Raw genomic sequence first — 18,333 nt, forward strand, 5'->3', positions numbered from 1 at the left:
CAACGTCATGTCAGTAGCGTTTTAACATCTTTTCCGCTTCATCGCGGATCCGGTCACGGAAGGATTCCGGCTCAAGGACGACGACATTCGATCCCCAGCCGAGCACCCACTGCAGGATCTCCTCCAGCCGGCGAACGCGGAAGCTCACAAGCAATCCGTCCTCGCATTCTTCTAATGTCTCCATGTAATAGTTGCCGGATTCCTTAACTCGATCCGCAATATCGGGATTTGCCAGAACCCGCACCCGCAGGTTACGGTCATCCGGAGGTCGATAGTCTTCCAAGTCAAAATTCGGCGGCATCTCAAAACGCTCCTCAAGGACCTTCAATTCCTTCATGCGGGATAGCCTAAAATGGCGGATTCCCTGCCGCAGGTCACACCATGCGATTAGTGTCCATGCGCCTTGGAGAAACGCTAGACCATAAGGAGCTGCCGAGCGAAAACTCTTCCTGTTGCCGTTAGAATCGGGCATTTTTTTCACATATTTGAATTCGACCTTACGCTCCTGCAGGATGGCTCGGCGAACGATTTCAACATAATCCTTCTCTTCCTCTAAACTTACCCTGTTGCCGGGTGAGAGCAGCCGCATGGTCTTCCGAACCCGCGAAGCATCTGCGCGGACAGGCTCCGGCAGAATGGACTCTATCTTCTTACTCGAAGTCCGAGCCTTCAGACCATATTCCGGGTCAAAGCGTTGTTCGACGAAATCCGTTCCAATGAGCAGGGTCACAGCCTCTTCCACCGTGAACATGACAGGTGGAAGAAAATACCCCTCCATTAGTGAGTATCCTTGCCCGGGAGCTCCCATCACGGGTACGCCCGATTCGCTAAGGGCCTGAATATCCCGGTAGATGGTCCGGACACTCGTCTCGAATATGGATGCCAGATCTTCAGCCCGAACAACCTTTCGCTGCTGCAGCTCAAGCACGATAGCCAGCATCCGGTCTGTCTTGTTCATGCTGCTGTACCTCCCGTTCCATTATTAATGCCGGTGCTCTATTATTCTGCAAACAGCGAAACCGAGAAAGAAGGACAGCTCACACCTCTCCCCAGTACACCTTCGTCTCATAATCAAAAAACACGCAGCCAGCCTGCTCATTCCGTTCAAATATCGTGCGCAGTTCGTTCATCATTGGATCGTAGTTCGGATGTCCCGGCAGCGGAGCGTAAGATGACGAGTGCAAGCGGCCGCATAATCCCTCGTAATCAAATGTCTGCCGATTGCAGAACTTCGCCTCTCTCATGTCCCCTCCCCGAAAAAAAGCAGCCAGCGTTTCACGCGAAATGTTCTTCTGATCCACTTCCTGATAATCGGTGCCATAGGTAAGGAGCAACTGCTCATACGCTTCCAGGAACGGCGTTCCCTGCGTGAGCCTGGAATTCCATATCAGGGCAACCCTTCCGCCCGGTCTCAGGATCCGCCGGAACTCCGATTGGGCGGCATCACGGTCAAACCAATGAAAAGCCTGGGCGCTCACGATATGATCCACCGATTGATCAGGCAGTCCCGTCACTTCGGCTGAACCCGAGACCATTCGAAAGCCGGGCTCGCCTCCAAGGTCCGACTCGGCAGCTTCCCGCATCGCCTGATTGGGCTCTACGGCCGTTACGCGGCTCCCCCGCTTCAGCAGCAGCTTCGTGAAGATCCCCGTCCCGGCGCCAATATCAGCTATCTCGCCGTCCAATCCTACCGTACCATACAAATAATCCATGACCTCTTGCGGATAACTCGGGCGATACTTCGTATACGAATCGACGCGATTCGAAAACCGTTCCTTGCTGTTCATCCTAAACCACGCTCCCATCCAAGATATAAGCGAAATCCAGACAACGACGATCACGGTTTCATTAGATGAAACCTAATTTCATTTTCAACTCCATTTTATAGCAACACTTGCTTATTAGCCAGCTTTTGTTACCTAACGCCTAACCAGATCGGCGAAACTCTCGTGCGAAACACTTGCAATACAGATAACCCCGCATTCGCCTGAGCAGGCAACCGGGGTTATCTGGAATTGCAGACGGGAACGGACGTCTGTCGAGCTGAGTCGGAATTGTCGTTGCCCAAAACCTGCCGGCGCAGTTGTATCTAAGGCTCATACTCGCTCAGTTTCCCTTCATAGATCAGTTGCAGGCGCTCGCTTTGGCGAAAATCGTCCGGCGTCACCAAGGCCGGCAGCTTATCCCATAACCTGACTCCGGACCGCTGCAGAATCTCCGCCACGAATTGCGAACAGAAGTAGGAGTTGCTGAATTCGATCGGTTCCTTTAGGGCGATGCCCAGGACGCCCAATATATTATAAAAATACTTTTTGTCCTTTCGGATAAAAGCCTGCAGGACCCGCTTCATCTTCGCGATGTCGCGTTCCGATACCTGAAGCTCATAGATGACGCACGTCGTGTTGGGATATTTACTGAACGTTCCCGTCTTCAAATCCTCCTTCACGAACCCGCCGTTCAGAGGATTGTTCGGATTCTTTCTCCCGAAGCTATATAACTCCGACAGCTCCCGATTAAAGGAGATCGAAGCATGGTTGTAAGGCGCCCTCGTGTAGCCCTGAATGACTTTCGTAAAGAGCGTTCCGGTATTGGTAAGCAATATAAAGACCGATTGATCCTCTACCATTTACGAAATTTCCCCTTATCCGTATTGAATTATTCCTTCATAATAACATATGATTCCTTTAGTAGAACAAGAATGATACCCGTGATAAGTTGGTGATGATAGGCATATGGACAGCTCGCTTTTAACCTTAATTCTAATATTCTCCGTCTTATCGGTCATCCAGCTGCTCTATTATGTGATGAGCAAGACGCAGCCGAATATCGACTATACGGAAGTCGGATTTCGCATCAAAACCTGGTGGGGCATGCTGGTCATCTTCTGCTTGGCCACGCTTCTGAATCCCGTGGTTTCCCTGCTATCCCTTATGGTGTTAACCTTCTTTACGCTCAAAGAATATTTCTCGATGATCAAAACACGAAAAGCCGATCGTCGTTTGTTTCTATGGGCATATTTAACCATACCGGTCCAATTCTATTGGATCTACATCGAATGGTACGGGATGTTTATCGTGTTTATTCCGATTTATGTATTCCTGGTGCTGCCGCTTCCGCGGTTGATTAACAAAGGCACCGTCGGCTTTATGCGCAGCGTCAGCTCCACTCAGTGGGGTCTGATGCTCATGGTTTTCGGTCTCAGCCACCTGGCCTATTTCCAATTTGCCACGCCTCAGTATGGAGCAGGGCTGGTGCTGTTTCTAGTCGTCTTAACGCAGCTGAACGATGTGGTGCACACGATCGCCTCCCTCTATTTTGGCAAACGAAGAATCGTGCCCACCTCGAACCCGAATCTGACTTGGGAAGGCTTTGCCTGCGCATTTATCGTAACCACCGCAAGCTCCTATCTCATCTATCCCTATCTGACGCCGCTCAGCCCGACGTTTGGCCTTCTGTCCGGCATGCTGATCAGCCTCGCCGGCTTCTTCGGCAGCTTGACGGTTTCTGTGCTGAAGCGCGATTTGTTAATCGGGGATGACGGACGGTTCGATGCCTTGAAGAAAAGCTATCTGAGCCGGGTCGACAGCCTGACCTATACCTCACCAATCTTTTTTCATTTCATCCGTTACTTTTACGACTTTATGTAGAAGTGCCAGACAACCCCTCAGGTACAGCACGGGGCGATGCAACCTTTAGAAGCCATAACCATGCGAGCTAGGCTCAACTTGGTTATGGCTTTTTACAATGCATTTTGGGTCGTGGACGAAAAATATTACACACTCAGACCCGTTTTCCCTTGGGGTAGGGTACATAGTTACAAGGTCTGTCCGCTATCCACGGTGATGACTTGACCGGTCATCGCTTCCTGCTCCAAGGCTGTGCAAATCATAGCGGCAATATCCTTGGGTGTTGATATGCGCTGTAAAGGAAGATGGGGAGCGAGACGGCTCATTTCTTGTTCCCTTCCTGCCCACCATCTTGTCGCCACGGCACCGGGCACGATACAATTCACCCTTATGTCAGGAGCAAGAGCCCGTGCCAACGATTTCGTAAGGCCGTGAACGGCTGCTTTGGATACGGCATATGGAAGCGAGGAACCTAACCCTGTTTGTCCGGCTATACTGCCAATATTAACAATAGCTCCATTAAGTTTCTTTTTCATGAAAGGGGCCACAGCCCGCGCACAGTAAAACATACCCTTCACATTCACATCGAATAACTCGTCCCATACCTCCTCCGCTGCTGCCTCCAGATCGTCCATCGGAATATGCTTGGTGATGCTGGCATTATTCACAAGCAAATCGACCGTGCCAAAATGCTGAACGACAGTCTGGATCATAGAGCGTACTTGCTCGTCTATGGAAACGTCAGCTTGTATGGCTATAGCCCGACCTCCATAGCTGTTTATCCATTGAGCAGCTTCATCCGCATCGGAACGGGAGCTTGAATAGTTTACGATCACGGTTGCCCCCCGTTTTGCCAACTCGAAACTGGTTGCTCTGCCAATCCCCGTACCACCGCCCGTAACCAGCGCCACTTTATTTTTAAGTTCCATGAAGCTCACTCCTCCAGTATCTAATGATAGTTTCATTGTAATTCCCACCCTGAAATTTGTATAATTGAATTATTTGAATAAACAATTCAATTATATTGAACCCTGGAGGATCTTGGATATGGACCTTAAAGCATTAAAAACATTTCAATTGATCGTGAAATACGGAAGCTTTATCCGAGCTGCGCAAGAAATGAACTATGCTCAATCAACAGTCACAATGCAAATTCAAAAGCTTGAATCTGAACTGGGCACCCAGCTAATACAACGTGGTAAAGAAATCAGTCTGACGGAAGCCGGTAGGCTTTTTTACGACCAGAGCTTACAAATCATAAAAAATATAGAGCACCTGCAGACCAGCCTATCGGATCTGAAATCAGGTGAATCAGGACATATACGGTTGGGTGTAACCGAACCAACAGCCAGCTACCGTTTACCAGCGATCCTTGGAAAGTTTATGTCCATGCATCCCAACATCCGTATTTCCGTAGATATCTCGAACACTTCAACCCTTAGTGAACGGGTTCAAAAAGGAGAAATCGACTTTGCGCTTTGTACGGCACCTGAGCTGCGTTCGGGGTTATTTTACGAACCTCTGTTCGAAGAACAGTTTGTGGCATTGATGCCCGAAAACCATCCACTTGCGCAAAAAGCGGTGATTATGCCAGATGACTTTCAAGGGTATCGCCTGCTCATTACATCAGCGATTTGTCCATATCGCAGAAAGCTGGAAATGGTTCTACAGGAAACGGGGAACGTAGTGCTTGAAACCATGGAGATCGGGAGTATGACGGCGTTGAAGTTTTATGTAGAGAACGGGTTGGGAATTGCCCTTGTTCCGAAAATTATGGTGGAACCGGAAGCGACAGGGACAATTGCCAGGATCCCCAGCGGGAGTCTGATACATATGAATTTCGGGATGTTGTGTAAAGAATCGGATCCTCAACACATGGCGGTTCGAAAGCTTTATAAATATTTGAAGGATGAATTAAGGAGAAACATTCTATGAACCTGCTCTAGATGGTTTTAATGGATGGCTTAGAAGTTGCACGAAATCTTCCAGAATCCATGGGCACCCCTTGCCAAGTCGCTTTAGCCGCCTAAAATATAGAAAGTCGAACCAAAACAGAGACTGCTCTCGAAAAGCATCTATGTATTCGTTTTCTTGCTCCATAGAGCGGTTTTACATTTATGAGCCAGTTACGATAGTTTATTACATAGAGTGTTATATGGGTTTATATGGAATGAAAGGTTTTAATTGGATGATATTATCCCTTAACACCTGGATTTTCCCCCTTGACATTGCTTGTTATAGAAAAAGCGCATACCTAATCTAAAGTCCAATAGAGTAGGCGCACCATACTGGTCTTCATTACAAAGAGAGACAGAGAAGAGAGGAGTGAGGAGTTTGCAGTACTTTTTTTATGGATTAGCCGGCGTATTTCTCGTGTTTCAAACCCTGTATACCTTCATCCCGCTGCTGTGCAGCAAGGTGAAGAAGCTAAATCCCGATCTCGCCGAAAAATCAATCGCTGTGCTCGTCCCCGCATACAACGAGGAGCTGACGATTCGAAATTGCATCGATGCCATGGCGGGCTTGCGCTACAGCAACTATGAGATCATGATCATCAACGACGGCTCCAAGGACGGAACCTTATCCGCCCTAGACGAGCTTCTGGATTTGGAGCCGTGTACCAGATCGGCCGACAGCAAGCTGAACTACAAGCCGATAAAAGGATTCTATCGCTCCAATCGATACCGCCATATTTATGTTATCGATAAGGTGAATGGCGGAAAAGCGGATTCGCTAAATGCTGGAATCGATCATGCCGCCTCCGATATCGTCATCACACTGGATGCGGACAGCATGCTGGAAGCCGACTCGCTCAAGTATGTGAATCAATATTTTCACGATAACGACATCATTGCGCTGGGCGGTACCGTCAAAATTGTACAGGGCGCCGTGCGGGACAAGAACGGGGCCATCGTTGAGAAGTTTCGCGGAAGAGGGCTCATCAAGAGCCAGATCATCAATTATACGCACGGCTTCTACGTTCGCAAACTCACGCAATCGTATTTTAATTCCATCGTTGTGATTTCAGGCGCGTTTGGCGCTTTCTATAAAGACGTTCTCATTCATGTTGACGGCTTCCGCAGCACGGTCGGGGAGGATATCGACATTACGCTGAAAATCCACGAGTACATTAAGGCCAATAGCCTGAAGAAAAAACTCGTCTACGCCCCCGAAGCGGTGTGCTACACCGAATGTCCGGAGAATCTACCCAACTTCTATAAGCAGCGCATTCGTTGGCAAAAGGCCTTTATTGACTGCATCCTCATCTATTGGTCCAGGCTGTCCCGGAAATTCAGCGTCAGCGTGAGCCTGTTCTTTGCGATTGACGGATTTATGCTGGGGACACTCTCCGCGTTTACTACTATTTTTTATCTGGGGCAGACCCTGATCGTTGGCGGAAACCTCCTGCATGCCATCATCTTCCTGCTGATGAGCGTGCTGCTGAATGCGGCACAGATCATGATCGCCCTGTACTTATGCCGTAAATATGGCAGTACGTATACATTTTCCGATTATATGAAGATGTTCTTGTTCAGCCAAGCGGAGCTGTTAACCTACCGAAATTTGCTGCTGTACATTAACATTGCGGGGACATTCAAATATTTTGACAATGATGAAGGCTGGGGCTTCGTGGAGCGCAAAGGCGTGGCCGCCATCAGCCAGAACATCGCCGCAGGATCGAATTAACTTATGGTGAAGGAGGCTGCCTGAAACAGCATGGTTCCCAATAAAAGAATTATCTATGTCGATATCCTACGAATTCTATCCATTGTTGCCGTCATTATCCTGCACTACACGGCGGAGGTGCTGACCAGCACGAATGATTTCCATTCCTCCTCCTGGTGGATCAGCAACGGCTTCAACTCCATATCCCGCTTCGCTGTACCGGTTTTCTTCATGATCAGCGGAGCGATGATCCTGCGCACGAAGATTACATCCTACCGGGAGTTTTATACAAAGCGCGTCGTACCGCTGCTCATTCCCCTTCTGACCTGGTCGCTCATCTATGGCTTGTACAATCAATACTATCAGATGCGAAGCAAGCTGAATGCCTATGAGTTCGTTGTTGACTTCGGGTATCGGCTGCTGACCGACCGGAATTATGTGCATCTGTGGTTCCTGTACGCCATTATTGCCATATACATGACGGTGCCGCTGATGAGCAAATTTATCAAATCCTGCAGCGAGAAGGATCTCCGGTATTATCTGCTCCTCTGGTTCATCGTCAGTATCGCCTATCGCTTCATCTCGGATGCCGTATTTCGTGCAACGGATCAATACATCAACATCCCGATCATGAACATCCCGTTCTTTATGGGCTTCCTCGGCTATTTTATACTGGGGTACTATCTCTTTCATTTCGAGCTGCCGCTCAAAGCCAAAAACATCCTATACAATCTGGGCATCATCTCGTTTTTTATCACGCCGGTAGCCACCTATTTTGTCTCGCTGCGCAGCGGTGTTCTGGATGAAATGTTCTACGGCAACTATTCGATCACCACGTTCTTCATGGCTGTCGGACTGTTTATCTTCTTTAAGGAAAAGGAGGCACGAATCAGCGATCAAGTGAACCATAAAATCCAGAAATTGATCAGCTCGGTCTCCCGGGCGAGCTTCAGCATCTATCTGATTCACCTGCTGGTCGAGATGATGTTATCCGGCCGAACCGAGGTTGAGGCCACGTTTTTGGAAGCCTCCCTCAGTCTGATCGTGAATATCTCCATCATCTTCGCCATCAGCTACATCACCGTCAAGGTGCTGAACCTAAGCAAGACGGCAACCTACATTCTATTCGGCGGGCGGGGTTAAAGGACGATGCGAATAACGATATATACGAAAATATTCATTGTGGTGCTGCTTGCGGGCATGGGTCTCTATTTCTATAAGATCTCCGCGGCAGAGGACCGGAAAATCACGGCAGTCTACGTGGAGGCCTGGCAGGATTACCGAAACATCAAGCTATCGGAGAAAGGCGTGGATATCGCGTTTATCGCTTTTGCGAAGATCAATGGAACGGATCTCTACTTCCATGAAGACAGCACGACCAACAACCAGATCAAAGAAAACATCAAGCAGTTGAAAGCGGCGAATCCGAAGACCCAAATGGTGCTGGCCGTAGGTGGCTATGGTGCGGATGGATTTTCCGACGCTTCGCTGGAAGGCAACCGGTACCTTTTCACCGAGAGCATCATCAACCTGGTCAAGGAGCTGGATCTGGACGGCGTGGATATCGACTGGGAGTATCCGGCGTTCCATGCCTGGAATACGCAGAAAGCGCGCCCGGAGGATACGAAGAATTTCACCAGTCTGATGAAGGAGCTGCGCGAGAAGCTGTACAGGCTGCCTCACAAGAACAAGAAATATCTGCTGACGTTTGCCTCCGGAACCCAGGACTGGTATTTCCAAAACGTCGAGGTCAAAAAAGTGGAGAAATACGTGGATTACATCAACGTCATGACCTACGACCTGACAGGCAAGTGGTCCGACACCACTGGCTTTAACTCCAATCTGTATGTGGACAGCCAGGGGAAATCCAAGCACTCCATTGATGGCATTATCTCGATGTACCTGGACCATGATATCGACAGTCAGAAGCTGCTGCTTGGCGTCCCTGCTTATTCGTACGGCTGGAAAAACGTGAAAGTGGCCAAGGGTGCCAAAGACGGACTCTTCGCTCCCGGTACGCCCATCGACATCGACAAGGTGAACCTCAATTATAAGCAGATCGAGAAAGCCTACCTGAACAAAAACGGCTTCATACGTTATTACGACAACAAAGCGAAGGCCGCCTACCTCTATGACGGCAACACCTTCATCAGTTACGAGGATCAAGAAGCCTTAAAGGAGAAGGTGGCGTACATCCAGAGTAAGAATCTCGGAGGGGCGATGGTCTGGCAGTACTCCCAGGACGCGGAGGATGGCATCGTGAAGTATCTGACGGAGCATTTGAATGAGAGACAGCAAGACGACAAGCGGTAACATTCAATACCTTTTCTAAGCTATCCTTGACAGCATCTTTACTGGGGTATATGCCTGGCGTCACCACGCCCCTACCACAAAAAAGCCGATGATCATCGCAGTCGAATGCAGATCATCGGCTTTTTTAATCTGTCAGACTCTCGTGAGTGCCTAGTGCGGCCGTTTAAAGAGCTTGCCTGCTAACCATTTTATCGTCTCTTTAGGATTCCCAAATACTCGATCCAAGGCCCCACGTCATTCCGGTAACGCTCAGCCAACACCCGAACGATTTGAGACGTGTGCGTTAAATCGTGCACCACCCACGTCGACAGCAGCTCTCTCAACTTCACCACACCGAATGCCGGGTGCAGGCCGGTCCGTTCGAGATTAGGCTCGGATTCCATTAGATCCTTTAGTTTAGCCAGGTTTTGAGCACGGATAACCTTAAATGCATGCAGCTTTTGATCGATAGATCCCCCGCCAGGTTCGTTTAAGTGAGCGTAACGGTCAAAGGGCGGAAACGGCTTGCCCTCGCCTTCCTGCAGCATAAACTCCAGCCGCGGTATCCAATTGGTCCGCTCACCTTCGATTAGGTGCTCAATCACTTCCATGGCATTCCAGGTGCCTTCCCCTTCATGGCTCCTAAGCCATCCATCCGATAAACCGGATAACATGTGCTCCAAGGTGGCGGGGGTTCGCTCCAGAATCTCAACGGCTTCCTTGATATCAAAATTCATAACCCTCAGCTCCCATTCGTTCCGTATTCACCATGCCACTTCCTATAGAAACCGGAATCGTCTCGATTTAATAACGCAATCGACTTATTCTTAGTTCCACATGAATTCGTATCCTATTTTTACATTGATCACTTTTCACCTGTGATTCTAACAGCCTCTATGTGACTGTATCGATTAAAGTAAAGAACTTTGTCCTTTTTGATCCATCTAATCACGATATGGCAGAAGATAAAGAACCATAACAGACCTGTAAGGAAAACCACCCCAATTGCAAAAAGGTTGGCTAGAAGATCTTCACCCATATGATTAGAAAATATCTCCGATAAGGCTGAACACAATAAAGGCAAATAGACAATGGCGTAACGTCGACTCAAACTTCCTATCCAATTCCCCTTTTCCGGAAGTAATCTCATGCGAACGATCTTAGAACCCACCGTATTTCCTTTCCAAATCACAGGGATAACGACCATCAACACAAAGAAAACAATGGCAAAGATGATCTCGTCAACAAGTAATCCTGGACTCTTCAGCAACCCGAATATAAAGCCGGTTATCACTCTGGCAATCATAATATTTAGAAGAACCTCCATGAGCTGGGCACCAAAGGTTGCTTTTCTCTGATTGTGAAAGAAGTGGCTTTGTTCACTAAGGGTTTCCCGCGATGGTATTAACACCAAAAACATGGGGGCGAGTATAAAGCCAAGTACAGTCCCAACCGTATTCGTTAACAAATCATCTACATCAAATATACGATAGGGGCATTCATAAAAGCCAAACAAAGCGGTTCGTTGGGTTATTTCAAAGAAAAACGAAACACCAAAGCCAATAAGAGCAGCATGAAACCATTTCGCTTTCCCCCTAAAAAAATATCTCAGAAAAACACCTAATGGAAACAAAAGCAAAACATTAAAAAACATTTGATAAAAGGCCCGCGTTGTTAACACATGGATATAACTCGAAGGGGCCGTCCAATGAAATCCGCTTTCGCGTTGAATATCCCGTATAAATTGAAAAGGATGATATTGAGTAAAAATCGTGCCGGGATCCATTGAAGCACAATTATTCCGGGCGCTGGGGAGTGGAAAAATCACTAAGAAGAAAGCACTTAATCCATAGAAGATAAAACTTAAGATAAGTAATGTTCTCCAAAAGCTAAAGTACCCATGTTTACGATACTGATAAACGGCCCAAGGGAGCGTCAGAAAGGAAGCTAATACAAAACAAATGGATAAAGCAATGAAAACAGGCATTACATAGGCTTGCATTTCATTCTCCCTTTCTAGAAGCAGCTACTCTTTAGTGTTTATATAAGTGTTTCCAAAAGATTGATCAGGCAATACTTTATGATCCAGTTCATCAAAGGGCACATAGACGTAAATGATCTGTGAATAAAAATCGATATTGACTTGGTGTTAACACCAAGTTGTACGATAATAGGGCAAACCAAGCGCTGCTGCAGAAAGAGGTGCCAACATGGGAGACACATTTTCCATCAAACAAGTATCTAAACGAACCGGTTTGACTGAGGATGCCATTCGCTATTACGAGAAGATCGGTCTCCTTCCTCCTCCCGCAAGGAAAGATAATGGCCATCGTGTATATCACATAGAGGATGCCGAAATGATGGAACTCATCACATGCCTAAAGAAGACAGGAATGTCACTGGAGGATATGAAAGCCTATGTGCATCTTCCCTTTAAGGAAAATATTCAATCCGTTCCGGAGCTGAACGCTATGCTCCAGAATTACCGTCAGAAAATTACCGATCAAATTTCGGACCTGCAGCGCATTCTGCGGTTCATCGATGACAAGTTGATCCATAATCAGTCCCTGTTAAAACCCGATAGGGCGACCAGTGAAGAATCTTAAGTATAGGAGAATGACACATGACACATAAAAGAAATAATCGAGTCGCCTTGATCTCGGGCGCAAGCTCCGGCATTGGCTTGGAGCTAACCAAGCGATTGTTATCCGAAGGCTGGCAAGTCCTAGCTTTGATCCGTTCTGCCTTTCCAACGGACGATGCACGGATTCAAGATGCACTGCGATTGCGCCAGCTCATAACGTACAAGGCTGATTTATCGGATTTCAAGGATCTCCAAGCCTCGCTGGATCAGATCAAGAAACACGAGGGTCATATTGACTTGCTGTTCAATAACGCAGGAGTCTCCTTCGGCGAATTATCCTACTCCCAACAAGGGCGCGAGATGCATTTTGAAGTAAACTCTATCGTCCCTTATATCATCTTGATGGAGCTGAAGGAGCTTCTTGGGAAGGGCAGCTTCAAGACGGTAATCAATACGTCTTCGAATGCGTTGTTGTATCTCAAAGAGTTCGATCAAAGTACCTTGGCGTCCCCTGTCGGGTTCAAGAAGCTGATTGGGCCTTATGCGGCGAGTAAATTAGCCTTATCGTTGTGGACTCAGGAGATCGCCCCTTCCATGCAGGCAGATGGCATTACGATCCGAAGTGTTTGTCCGGGAGGGAATAAAACAACTATGACCAAAAACGCCGGGATGCCAAAATTCATGATCCCGATCCGTAACCTGTTCTTCTCCCATCCCAGTGAAGGAGCTTCACGTCTGTATGAAGCAGCGCTAGGCCGTTCCCGACAATCGACGGGCGTCTTTCTCAACAAGGGCAAGATAACGCCTTTGAAATTCTCAAGCCAAGGTGCAGCGCTGCTTAGCACGATCGAGCTAATCTATAAGCAGGAGTTTGCAGCCAAATCTTAGAACCTATGCAGCGGAGAATTCGTGATGTTTTCAGCCTTTTCTCATGAAGACTAGTTATCGAGCTGCCATTCCTCCATGAATCGTAGGGTGTTGCGCGCATGATAATCAGCCAAATTCGAAGCAAAGACCTGATCCGGAAATCCACGGTGAAGCAGCTTCAAGCCGCCCGAGGTTAATGAGATATAGTGATGCAGACGGTAAAATAGCATCCGATTCGGATCAAGCCCGTTTTGTTGGAAATACCGATAATGCTTCCCGAATCGCAGCTCAAGAAATGTATGTTCATGCTCGATGTCGAAGAATTGCGCACCTTCAATATCAATGAGATAGGGCTCTAAACGGTCTGTGACCAGGACATGGTCGGGTCCCAACTCGCCGTGGATAAAGCCATATCGCTTGCGTGAATCTATCCTGGATTCCAGTTCATGCAACACAGCGAGCAGCCTGTCGTGATTCTTCCGGATACTCTCGTTATGCAGCACGGTATAGGACAGCTGTTCCTTGGCATTTTCCAGCTGTACAAGATGGCATCGCTCCCGTTGATTCCCTCTTTGATCGGGCTTTCCATAGTTTTGTCTGTGGTTTGCATGCATGCGTGCGACCATGGTGCCCACCCGTTCAAAGACCTCATCCCGAAACCGTTGATCCGGATGCTGAAAGTAGACTTCCGCCTTCTGTCCCTCCATATATTCGACTAATGCATAGTCAAACGGGTATCGCTCCCGTTCCGTGTGCAGATCATATAGAGCAGGCGTAGAAATACCATGCTCCTTTAACCATCTGTTATTGATTTCGAACGAATGGCCGCCAAAGGATCGTTCATGCACACTTTCGTTCGCTATTTCTTCCTGAAAATAATTCTTCGTCAAGTCCCACACATACAACACGCATGAGAATCCATTTTGACACTGGATCTTATAGACGACCTTTTGCGCCCCGCCATGCATCCTCGTGACATCCGCCACAACATAACCGGTACCCAAAACCTTTCCGACATACTCCTGTACATCTGTTTCATCGAGGTGACAAGTCCAACTCATGAGACCACGCTCCATTTCATTTGGTTTTGCCGGCTTCCCTACTCTATGGCATTTCCGGGCAAAAAAATAGACTGTTTCTTTCGGCTCTGCTATGATGTTGAATAAGGTCTCGAATAAAATAGTCATACGATGAATAGCCCTTGGACACCAGTCCAAGGGCTTTTTTGATAGCACCCGATTCATGCTCACTATGGGAACGTTCCGCTATCCTTACGTGCCGCAGAAGGTTCGGTAAGGACGCGACAGCTCAGGCACGATAGCATACTCCGCTTGTTCCGGGGAATGCGCATATGGATCGGACAGCGCATGGAGCAGCTGCTCCATCACGCTGTAGTCCCCCTCCTGCTCCGCTGCTTCCAGCGCTTCCTCCACCCGATGGTTCCGGGGAATGACCGCAGGATTGCTGCTGCGCATTAATTGATGGGATTGTTCCTTCGATTCCTGCTGGCTGCCAATTCTCGCCTGCCAGCGCTCATACCAGGAAGCCAATTCGGATGTGCCGTTTAGAGGCGTATCCTCCAGCTTGTCAAACGTTAACGCACGAAAGGTATTGGTATAATCCGCCTGGTGATTTTTCATCATCTTGAGGAGACCTTCGATCAGGGATTCGTCATCCTCCTCTTCATGGAAGATCCCCAGTTTGGCTCTCATGCCTGCAAGCCACAGCTCGTGATACAGATCGGTAAAGGTCCCGATCGCACCCTCGGCCAGCTTGACGGCCTGTTCCTCATCTTCATGCAGCAGTGGCAGCAGGGATTCGGCCAATCTTGCGAGATTCCATGCCGCAATATACGGCTGGTTCACATAGGCATAGCGGCCTTGTGAATCGATGGAGCTGAATACCGTATTCGGGTCAAAGGTATCCATGAAGGCACAAGGGCCATAATCAATCGTTTCGCCGCTGAGGGTCATATTATCGGTATTCATCACCCCATGGATAAAACCAACGAGCTGCCACTTGGCGATTAGAGCGGCCTGACGCTTGATGACCTCCTGAAGCAAGACCAGATAACGGTTGGCGCCGTCACCATGGTCAGCCTCCGGGTAATGCCGCTGCAGGGTGTAGTCTGCCAGAATCCGCAGATCCTCGGTTGTACCCGCTCCCCTTACGTATTGAAAAGTCCCCACTCTCACATGACTCGAGGCCACACGGGTCAGAATCGCACCCGGCAGCTCCCTCTCACGAGTGACAGGCTGGCCGGTGGCCACCACCGCGAGGCTGCGGGTAGTCGGTATCCCCAGCGCATGCATGGCCTCGCTGATAATATATTCGCGCAGCATCGGACCCAGAGCCGCCCGACCATCTCCTCCACGGGAGTACGGGGTCCGGCCCGAGCCTTTAAGCTGAATATCCATACGCTCATCCTGCGGCGTGATTTGTTCACCCAACAGGATCGCACGACCGTCGCCCAGCATCGTAAAATAACCGAATTGGTGCCCGGCATAAGCCTGTGCGAGCGGTGATGCCCCCTCGGGTATCTCGTTACCCCCGAGCATCGCTGCACCCTCTGGGCTCTTCAGCCCCTCAGCGTTTAAACCCAGGGATGCCGCCAACGGCTCATTAAGGATTATCAGCTCCGGTGAGCGCACAGGCGTGGGATCTTGTTTGGTAAAAAAGGACTCCGGCAGCTTGGCATAACTGTTCTCAAAGTTCCAACCTATATCGATCATGGCTTTCTTATGGGTCATGGGATCTCCTTCTTCAAGCAGTATGATGATGACAGTATCTACTTATTATTTAAACACAAGTCGCTCTTTGTAGGGTTTACTGAAGGAAATTTATTATTCGACTGTTTCAAAGGCCATATCCTTTCTGATATCTTAAAAAAATCGCTGTCGAGAATGCCCCGACAGCGATGTTGACCGTACCCATCCAGATATTAATCCCGATTCGCCAGCTTCGCCAGCAACCGGATAATTTCGATATACAACCACACGAGCGTAACCAACAAACCGAAAGAGCCGTACCATTCCATATATTTGGGTGTACCTTGCTGTGCTCCCTCTTCGATAAAGTTAAAATCGAGTATGAAATTAAGGGCTGCAATTATGATGATGACAACCGAAATTCCGATGCCGATCGGGGTGCTGTCATGCAGGTAAGGCACCGCCACACCGAACATGCCCAGAACGAAGCTAAACAGGTATACAAGTGCAACGCCGATGGTTGCTGCAATGATCCCCTTTTTGAAGCCTGCGGTTGCCCGGATCAGACCTGTTTTATAAGCGAGCAGCATCCCGAGGAATGTGCACATCGTCAGTAAAGCCGCTTGCAATGTGATTCCGTAATACAGATTTTCGTAATGAGCGGATAATGCCCCGAGGAAAAATCCCTCCACAATCGCATAGATGGGCGCCAAGTAAGGGGCTGCCTTCGGCACAAAGCTGATGATCAGCGCCAGAACAAAGCCGCCTATGGCTCCCCCGATCATGAACGGGAATACATCATACCCGTTAAAATACATAGCCCATGAAATGACCGCTGCCCCGATCAGCAGCGCGAGCAGCATGAACGATTTGTTCACCGTTCCGCCAATCGTCATCGTTTCCTGGCCGTTGTAATACCCACTCTTCTCAAATGTTTCTTCGTTTAGTGTCGGATTTCCACTGCGCCCTATCAATTAAATGCCTCTAGCTTGAAGCAATACATAATCGATTACTAAGCGCTCCCCATAGAAGTATGCCTCATTCTTATCATCCAATGATTCTAATAATACATTCAGATACTGCATTCTTTGTCCACCTGATCCTTTAGCAAAAGTTAAAGTTGGAGACACTTGGATTAATAAGGTTATTTTAGTGTATATAAGCACTATTTACAATTAAATGTTGAATATTATATTCTGTTTGTTCCCATACTACTTCTTTAATCTGGAATAGAGGTGGTTAAAGATGCTCCTAAAAATGATAGGCGAACGAATCAAGCAGCTCAGAAAAAAACAGGGAATGACACAGGAGGAACTAGCAGAAAAGGCTGGGATAAACGCCTCTTACATAGGAACGGTAGAACGCGGGGAACGAAATATATCCATTGAAACACTGGAAAAGATCATCGAGGGACTAGGAGTATCGTCAGCAGCTATGTTCCAGTTCCACGAGACAGATAGTCTGGATATCGCAAGTGAGAAGGCAGAGGTCCTAGAATCCATCAGCTCGCTGCTTTATTCTCGTACATTGTCTGAAAGCAAGCTGCTCTTTCGTGTACTTAAAGACATCGTGGATACAATGGATCATCGGGAGAACTAATATAACACCATCTTTACATATACAAAGAAAAAGCATCTCCCACTCAGGAGATGCTTCATTCATTTTATGCTTATGTTATTGTTCCAAGCCGCCAACGAAAGCCTCAAAGTTCGAAGCAAGACGGGTTATCTTGTAATCATTGGCCTTGTCCACATGGATGACTTCGGGCTCCCCGTCATTTCCGGATGAACGGTAATCCAGCATCACGACCTCGGACTGGGAGGGACAATCGCAGATCACCACGCCAATCTCAGGGTACCCGCCATTCTCTATCATATAGCGACTGCCCAAGCTTCCGCACAATGATTTTTTCTTCTCTCGTCCAATGCCCAAAATACCTGTGATTTCAATATAATCCTGCGCTCCATCCCCGATAGGGAACTTCCGGTTCCGGGGAATCCCGCCGTTATGTAATTTCATTGCTTGAATATAAGATGCTGGCAGCTTGAAGACCAGTGCTTCCTCCACGGATTCAATCAATTCATCCGTAGGCGGAGCCGACACGTATTGATCTGCCTCAAGCGCGCCATCATCCCAGAAATTCAGCACATCCGGGTCTGTATAAGACACCGCAGTGGGCTCCTTAACTGGCTGCGGAGCCGTTTTGTTCCGAATCCATTCCAGAAACTCCAGCGTATCCTCATCGCCGGGATCCAGGTGATCGGCCACTTCAAACGCTCTCCGAGCATCTTCATATCGCTCCAAATAGTAATAAGCAAGGCCAATGCGGTAATGCCACAAGGGATCGTCCTTGCCCTCTTCCTGAATGGACAGAAATTGCTCAACCGCCTCTTCATAACGTTCGAGATTGTTCAGCGCTCGGCCCAAATGGCTGATCAGCGCATAATCCCGCTCTTCCTCCGGGATCTCCGAAATCGCATCTACGATTTCTTCAAACTCGTCCTCTTCATGCCACTCTTCCAGCTGCTCCAAAAGCTCCTCACTCATCGTTCATGCCTCCCACTCTATTCATCCTTTCTGAGATTATACC

The 18,333-nt window shown here is 48.3% G+C and carries 18 protein-coding genes; 8 read left to right on the forward strand and 10 right to left on the reverse strand.

Translation table 11 applies throughout. The annotated features are described in order from the left end of the window. Positions 1–10 precede the first annotated feature (10 nt). From AC0VZ8_RS32940 to AC0VZ8_RS32950, 3 genes are all read right to left on the reverse strand, one after another. Entirely contained in the window at positions 11–958 is a 948-nt protein-coding gene (locus AC0VZ8_RS32940) for a helix-turn-helix transcriptional regulator (RefSeq protein WP_071220579.1), read from the reverse strand. 79 nt (positions 959–1,037) lie between these two features. Next, complete coding sequence (locus AC0VZ8_RS32945; RefSeq protein ID WP_475485589.1) at positions 1,038–1,787, reverse strand: class I SAM-dependent methyltransferase; 750 nt, start codon at positions 1,785–1,787, stop codon at positions 1,038–1,040. 302 nt (positions 1,788–2,089) lie between these two features. Then, positions 2,090–2,626 carry a hypothetical protein gene (locus AC0VZ8_RS32950; protein ID WP_071220582.1) on the reverse strand — a complete coding sequence of 179 codons (537 nt, stop codon included), beginning with the start codon at positions 2,624–2,626 and terminating at the stop codon, positions 2,090–2,092. A gap of 106 nt (positions 2,627–2,732) precedes the next feature. On the opposite strand from AC0VZ8_RS32950, the gene AC0VZ8_RS32955 reads away from it, so the two are divergent. Continuing rightward, positions 2,733–3,647 carry a phosphatidate cytidylyltransferase gene (locus tag AC0VZ8_RS32955; protein ID WP_071220583.1) on the forward strand — a complete coding sequence of 305 codons (915 nt, stop codon included), beginning with the start codon at positions 2,733–2,735 and terminating at the stop codon, positions 3,645–3,647. 167 nt (positions 3,648–3,814) lie between these two features. Here AC0VZ8_RS32955 and AC0VZ8_RS32960 read toward each other — a convergent pair whose 3' ends face one another. Next, the gene (locus AC0VZ8_RS32960; RefSeq protein WP_475485590.1) at positions 3,815–4,555 is read right to left on the reverse strand and encodes an SDR family NAD(P)-dependent oxidoreductase; all 741 of its coding nucleotides are present in this window, start codon (positions 4,553–4,555) and stop codon (positions 3,815–3,817) included. A 118-nt stretch (positions 4,556–4,673) separates the two neighbouring features. Between AC0VZ8_RS32960 and AC0VZ8_RS32965 the strand changes: the two genes are divergently transcribed. The 4 genes from AC0VZ8_RS32965 to AC0VZ8_RS32980 all read left to right on the forward strand — a co-directional run bounded on the left by AC0VZ8_RS32965 (position 4,674) and on the right by AC0VZ8_RS32980 (position 9,605). Continuing rightward, positions 4,674–5,561 carry a LysR family transcriptional regulator gene (locus AC0VZ8_RS32965; RefSeq protein ID WP_475485591.1) on the forward strand — a complete coding sequence of 296 codons (888 nt, stop codon included), beginning with the start codon at positions 4,674–4,676 and terminating at the stop codon, positions 5,559–5,561. A 399-nt stretch (positions 5,562–5,960) separates the two neighbouring features. Continuing rightward, complete coding sequence (locus AC0VZ8_RS32970) at positions 5,961–7,313, forward strand: glycosyltransferase family 2 protein (protein ID WP_475485592.1); 1,353 nt, start codon at positions 5,961–5,963, stop codon at positions 7,311–7,313. Positions 7,314–7,343: 30 nt separating this feature from the next. Continuing rightward, on the forward strand, positions 7,344–8,435 hold the full coding sequence (locus AC0VZ8_RS32975) for an acyltransferase (protein ID WP_475485593.1): 1,092 nt from the start codon (positions 7,344–7,346) through the stop codon (positions 8,433–8,435). 6 nt (positions 8,436–8,441) lie between these two features. After that, positions 8,442–9,605 carry a glycoside hydrolase family 18 protein gene (locus AC0VZ8_RS32980; protein WP_475485594.1) on the forward strand — a complete coding sequence of 388 codons (1,164 nt, stop codon included), beginning with the start codon at positions 8,442–8,444 and terminating at the stop codon, positions 9,603–9,605. 188 nt (positions 9,606–9,793) lie between these two features. On the opposite strand, the gene AC0VZ8_RS32985 is transcribed toward AC0VZ8_RS32980, so the two are convergent. Then, complete coding sequence (locus AC0VZ8_RS32985; protein ID WP_475485595.1) at positions 9,794–10,321, reverse strand: DinB family protein; 528 nt, start codon at positions 10,319–10,321, stop codon at positions 9,794–9,796. Positions 10,322–10,449: 128 nt separating this feature from the next. Beyond that, positions 10,450–11,586, reverse strand: coding sequence for a VanZ family protein (locus tag AC0VZ8_RS32990; RefSeq protein WP_475485596.1), 1,137 nt, complete (start codon positions 11,584–11,586; stop codon positions 10,450–10,452). A gap of 208 nt (positions 11,587–11,794) precedes the next feature. On the opposite strand from AC0VZ8_RS32990, the gene AC0VZ8_RS32995 reads away from it, so the two are divergent. Both AC0VZ8_RS32995 and AC0VZ8_RS33000 read left to right on the forward strand, forming a co-directional pair. Then, a complete protein-coding gene (locus AC0VZ8_RS32995) occupies positions 11,795–12,190 on the forward strand; it encodes a MerR family transcriptional regulator (protein ID WP_260064596.1) in 396 nt (131 codons plus the stop codon). A gap of 17 nt (positions 12,191–12,207) precedes the next feature. Next, positions 12,208–13,056: an SDR family NAD(P)-dependent oxidoreductase gene (locus AC0VZ8_RS33000; RefSeq protein WP_475485597.1), complete on the forward strand. Its 849-nt coding sequence runs from the start codon at positions 12,208–12,210 to the stop codon at positions 13,054–13,056. 50 nt (positions 13,057–13,106) lie between these two features. On the opposite strand, the gene AC0VZ8_RS33005 is transcribed toward AC0VZ8_RS33000, so the two are convergent. The 3 genes from AC0VZ8_RS33005 to AC0VZ8_RS33015 form a co-directional block, all read right to left on the reverse strand. Next, positions 13,107–14,096 (reverse strand): phosphotransferase, encoded by a 990-nt coding sequence (locus AC0VZ8_RS33005; RefSeq protein WP_475485598.1) that lies wholly within the window; start codon positions 14,094–14,096, stop codon positions 13,107–13,109. A 210-nt stretch (positions 14,097–14,306) separates the two neighbouring features. Next, on the reverse strand, positions 14,307–15,785 hold the full coding sequence (locus tag AC0VZ8_RS33010; protein ID WP_475485599.1) for a protein adenylyltransferase SelO: 1,479 nt from the start codon (positions 15,783–15,785) through the stop codon (positions 14,307–14,309). Between the two features lie 191 nt (positions 15,786–15,976). Then, complete coding sequence (locus AC0VZ8_RS33015; RefSeq protein ID WP_475485600.1) at positions 15,977–16,717, reverse strand: Bax inhibitor-1/YccA family protein; 741 nt, start codon at positions 16,715–16,717, stop codon at positions 15,977–15,979. Positions 16,718–16,988: 271 nt separating this feature from the next. On the opposite strand from AC0VZ8_RS33015, the gene AC0VZ8_RS33020 reads away from it, so the two are divergent. Continuing rightward, the gene (locus tag AC0VZ8_RS33020; protein WP_427493440.1) at positions 16,989–17,342 is read left to right on the forward strand and encodes a helix-turn-helix domain-containing protein; all 354 of its coding nucleotides are present in this window, start codon (positions 16,989–16,991) and stop codon (positions 17,340–17,342) included. 75 nt (positions 17,343–17,417) lie between these two features. On the opposite strand, the gene AC0VZ8_RS33025 is transcribed toward AC0VZ8_RS33020, so the two are convergent. Beyond that, positions 17,418–18,290, reverse strand: coding sequence for an SMI1/KNR4 family protein (locus AC0VZ8_RS33025; protein ID WP_475485601.1), 873 nt, complete (start codon positions 18,288–18,290; stop codon positions 17,418–17,420). Positions 18,291–18,333 lie beyond the last annotated feature (43 nt).

The sequence above is a fragment of the Paenibacillus sp. QJM3NY_38 genome (assembly GCF_056173265.1).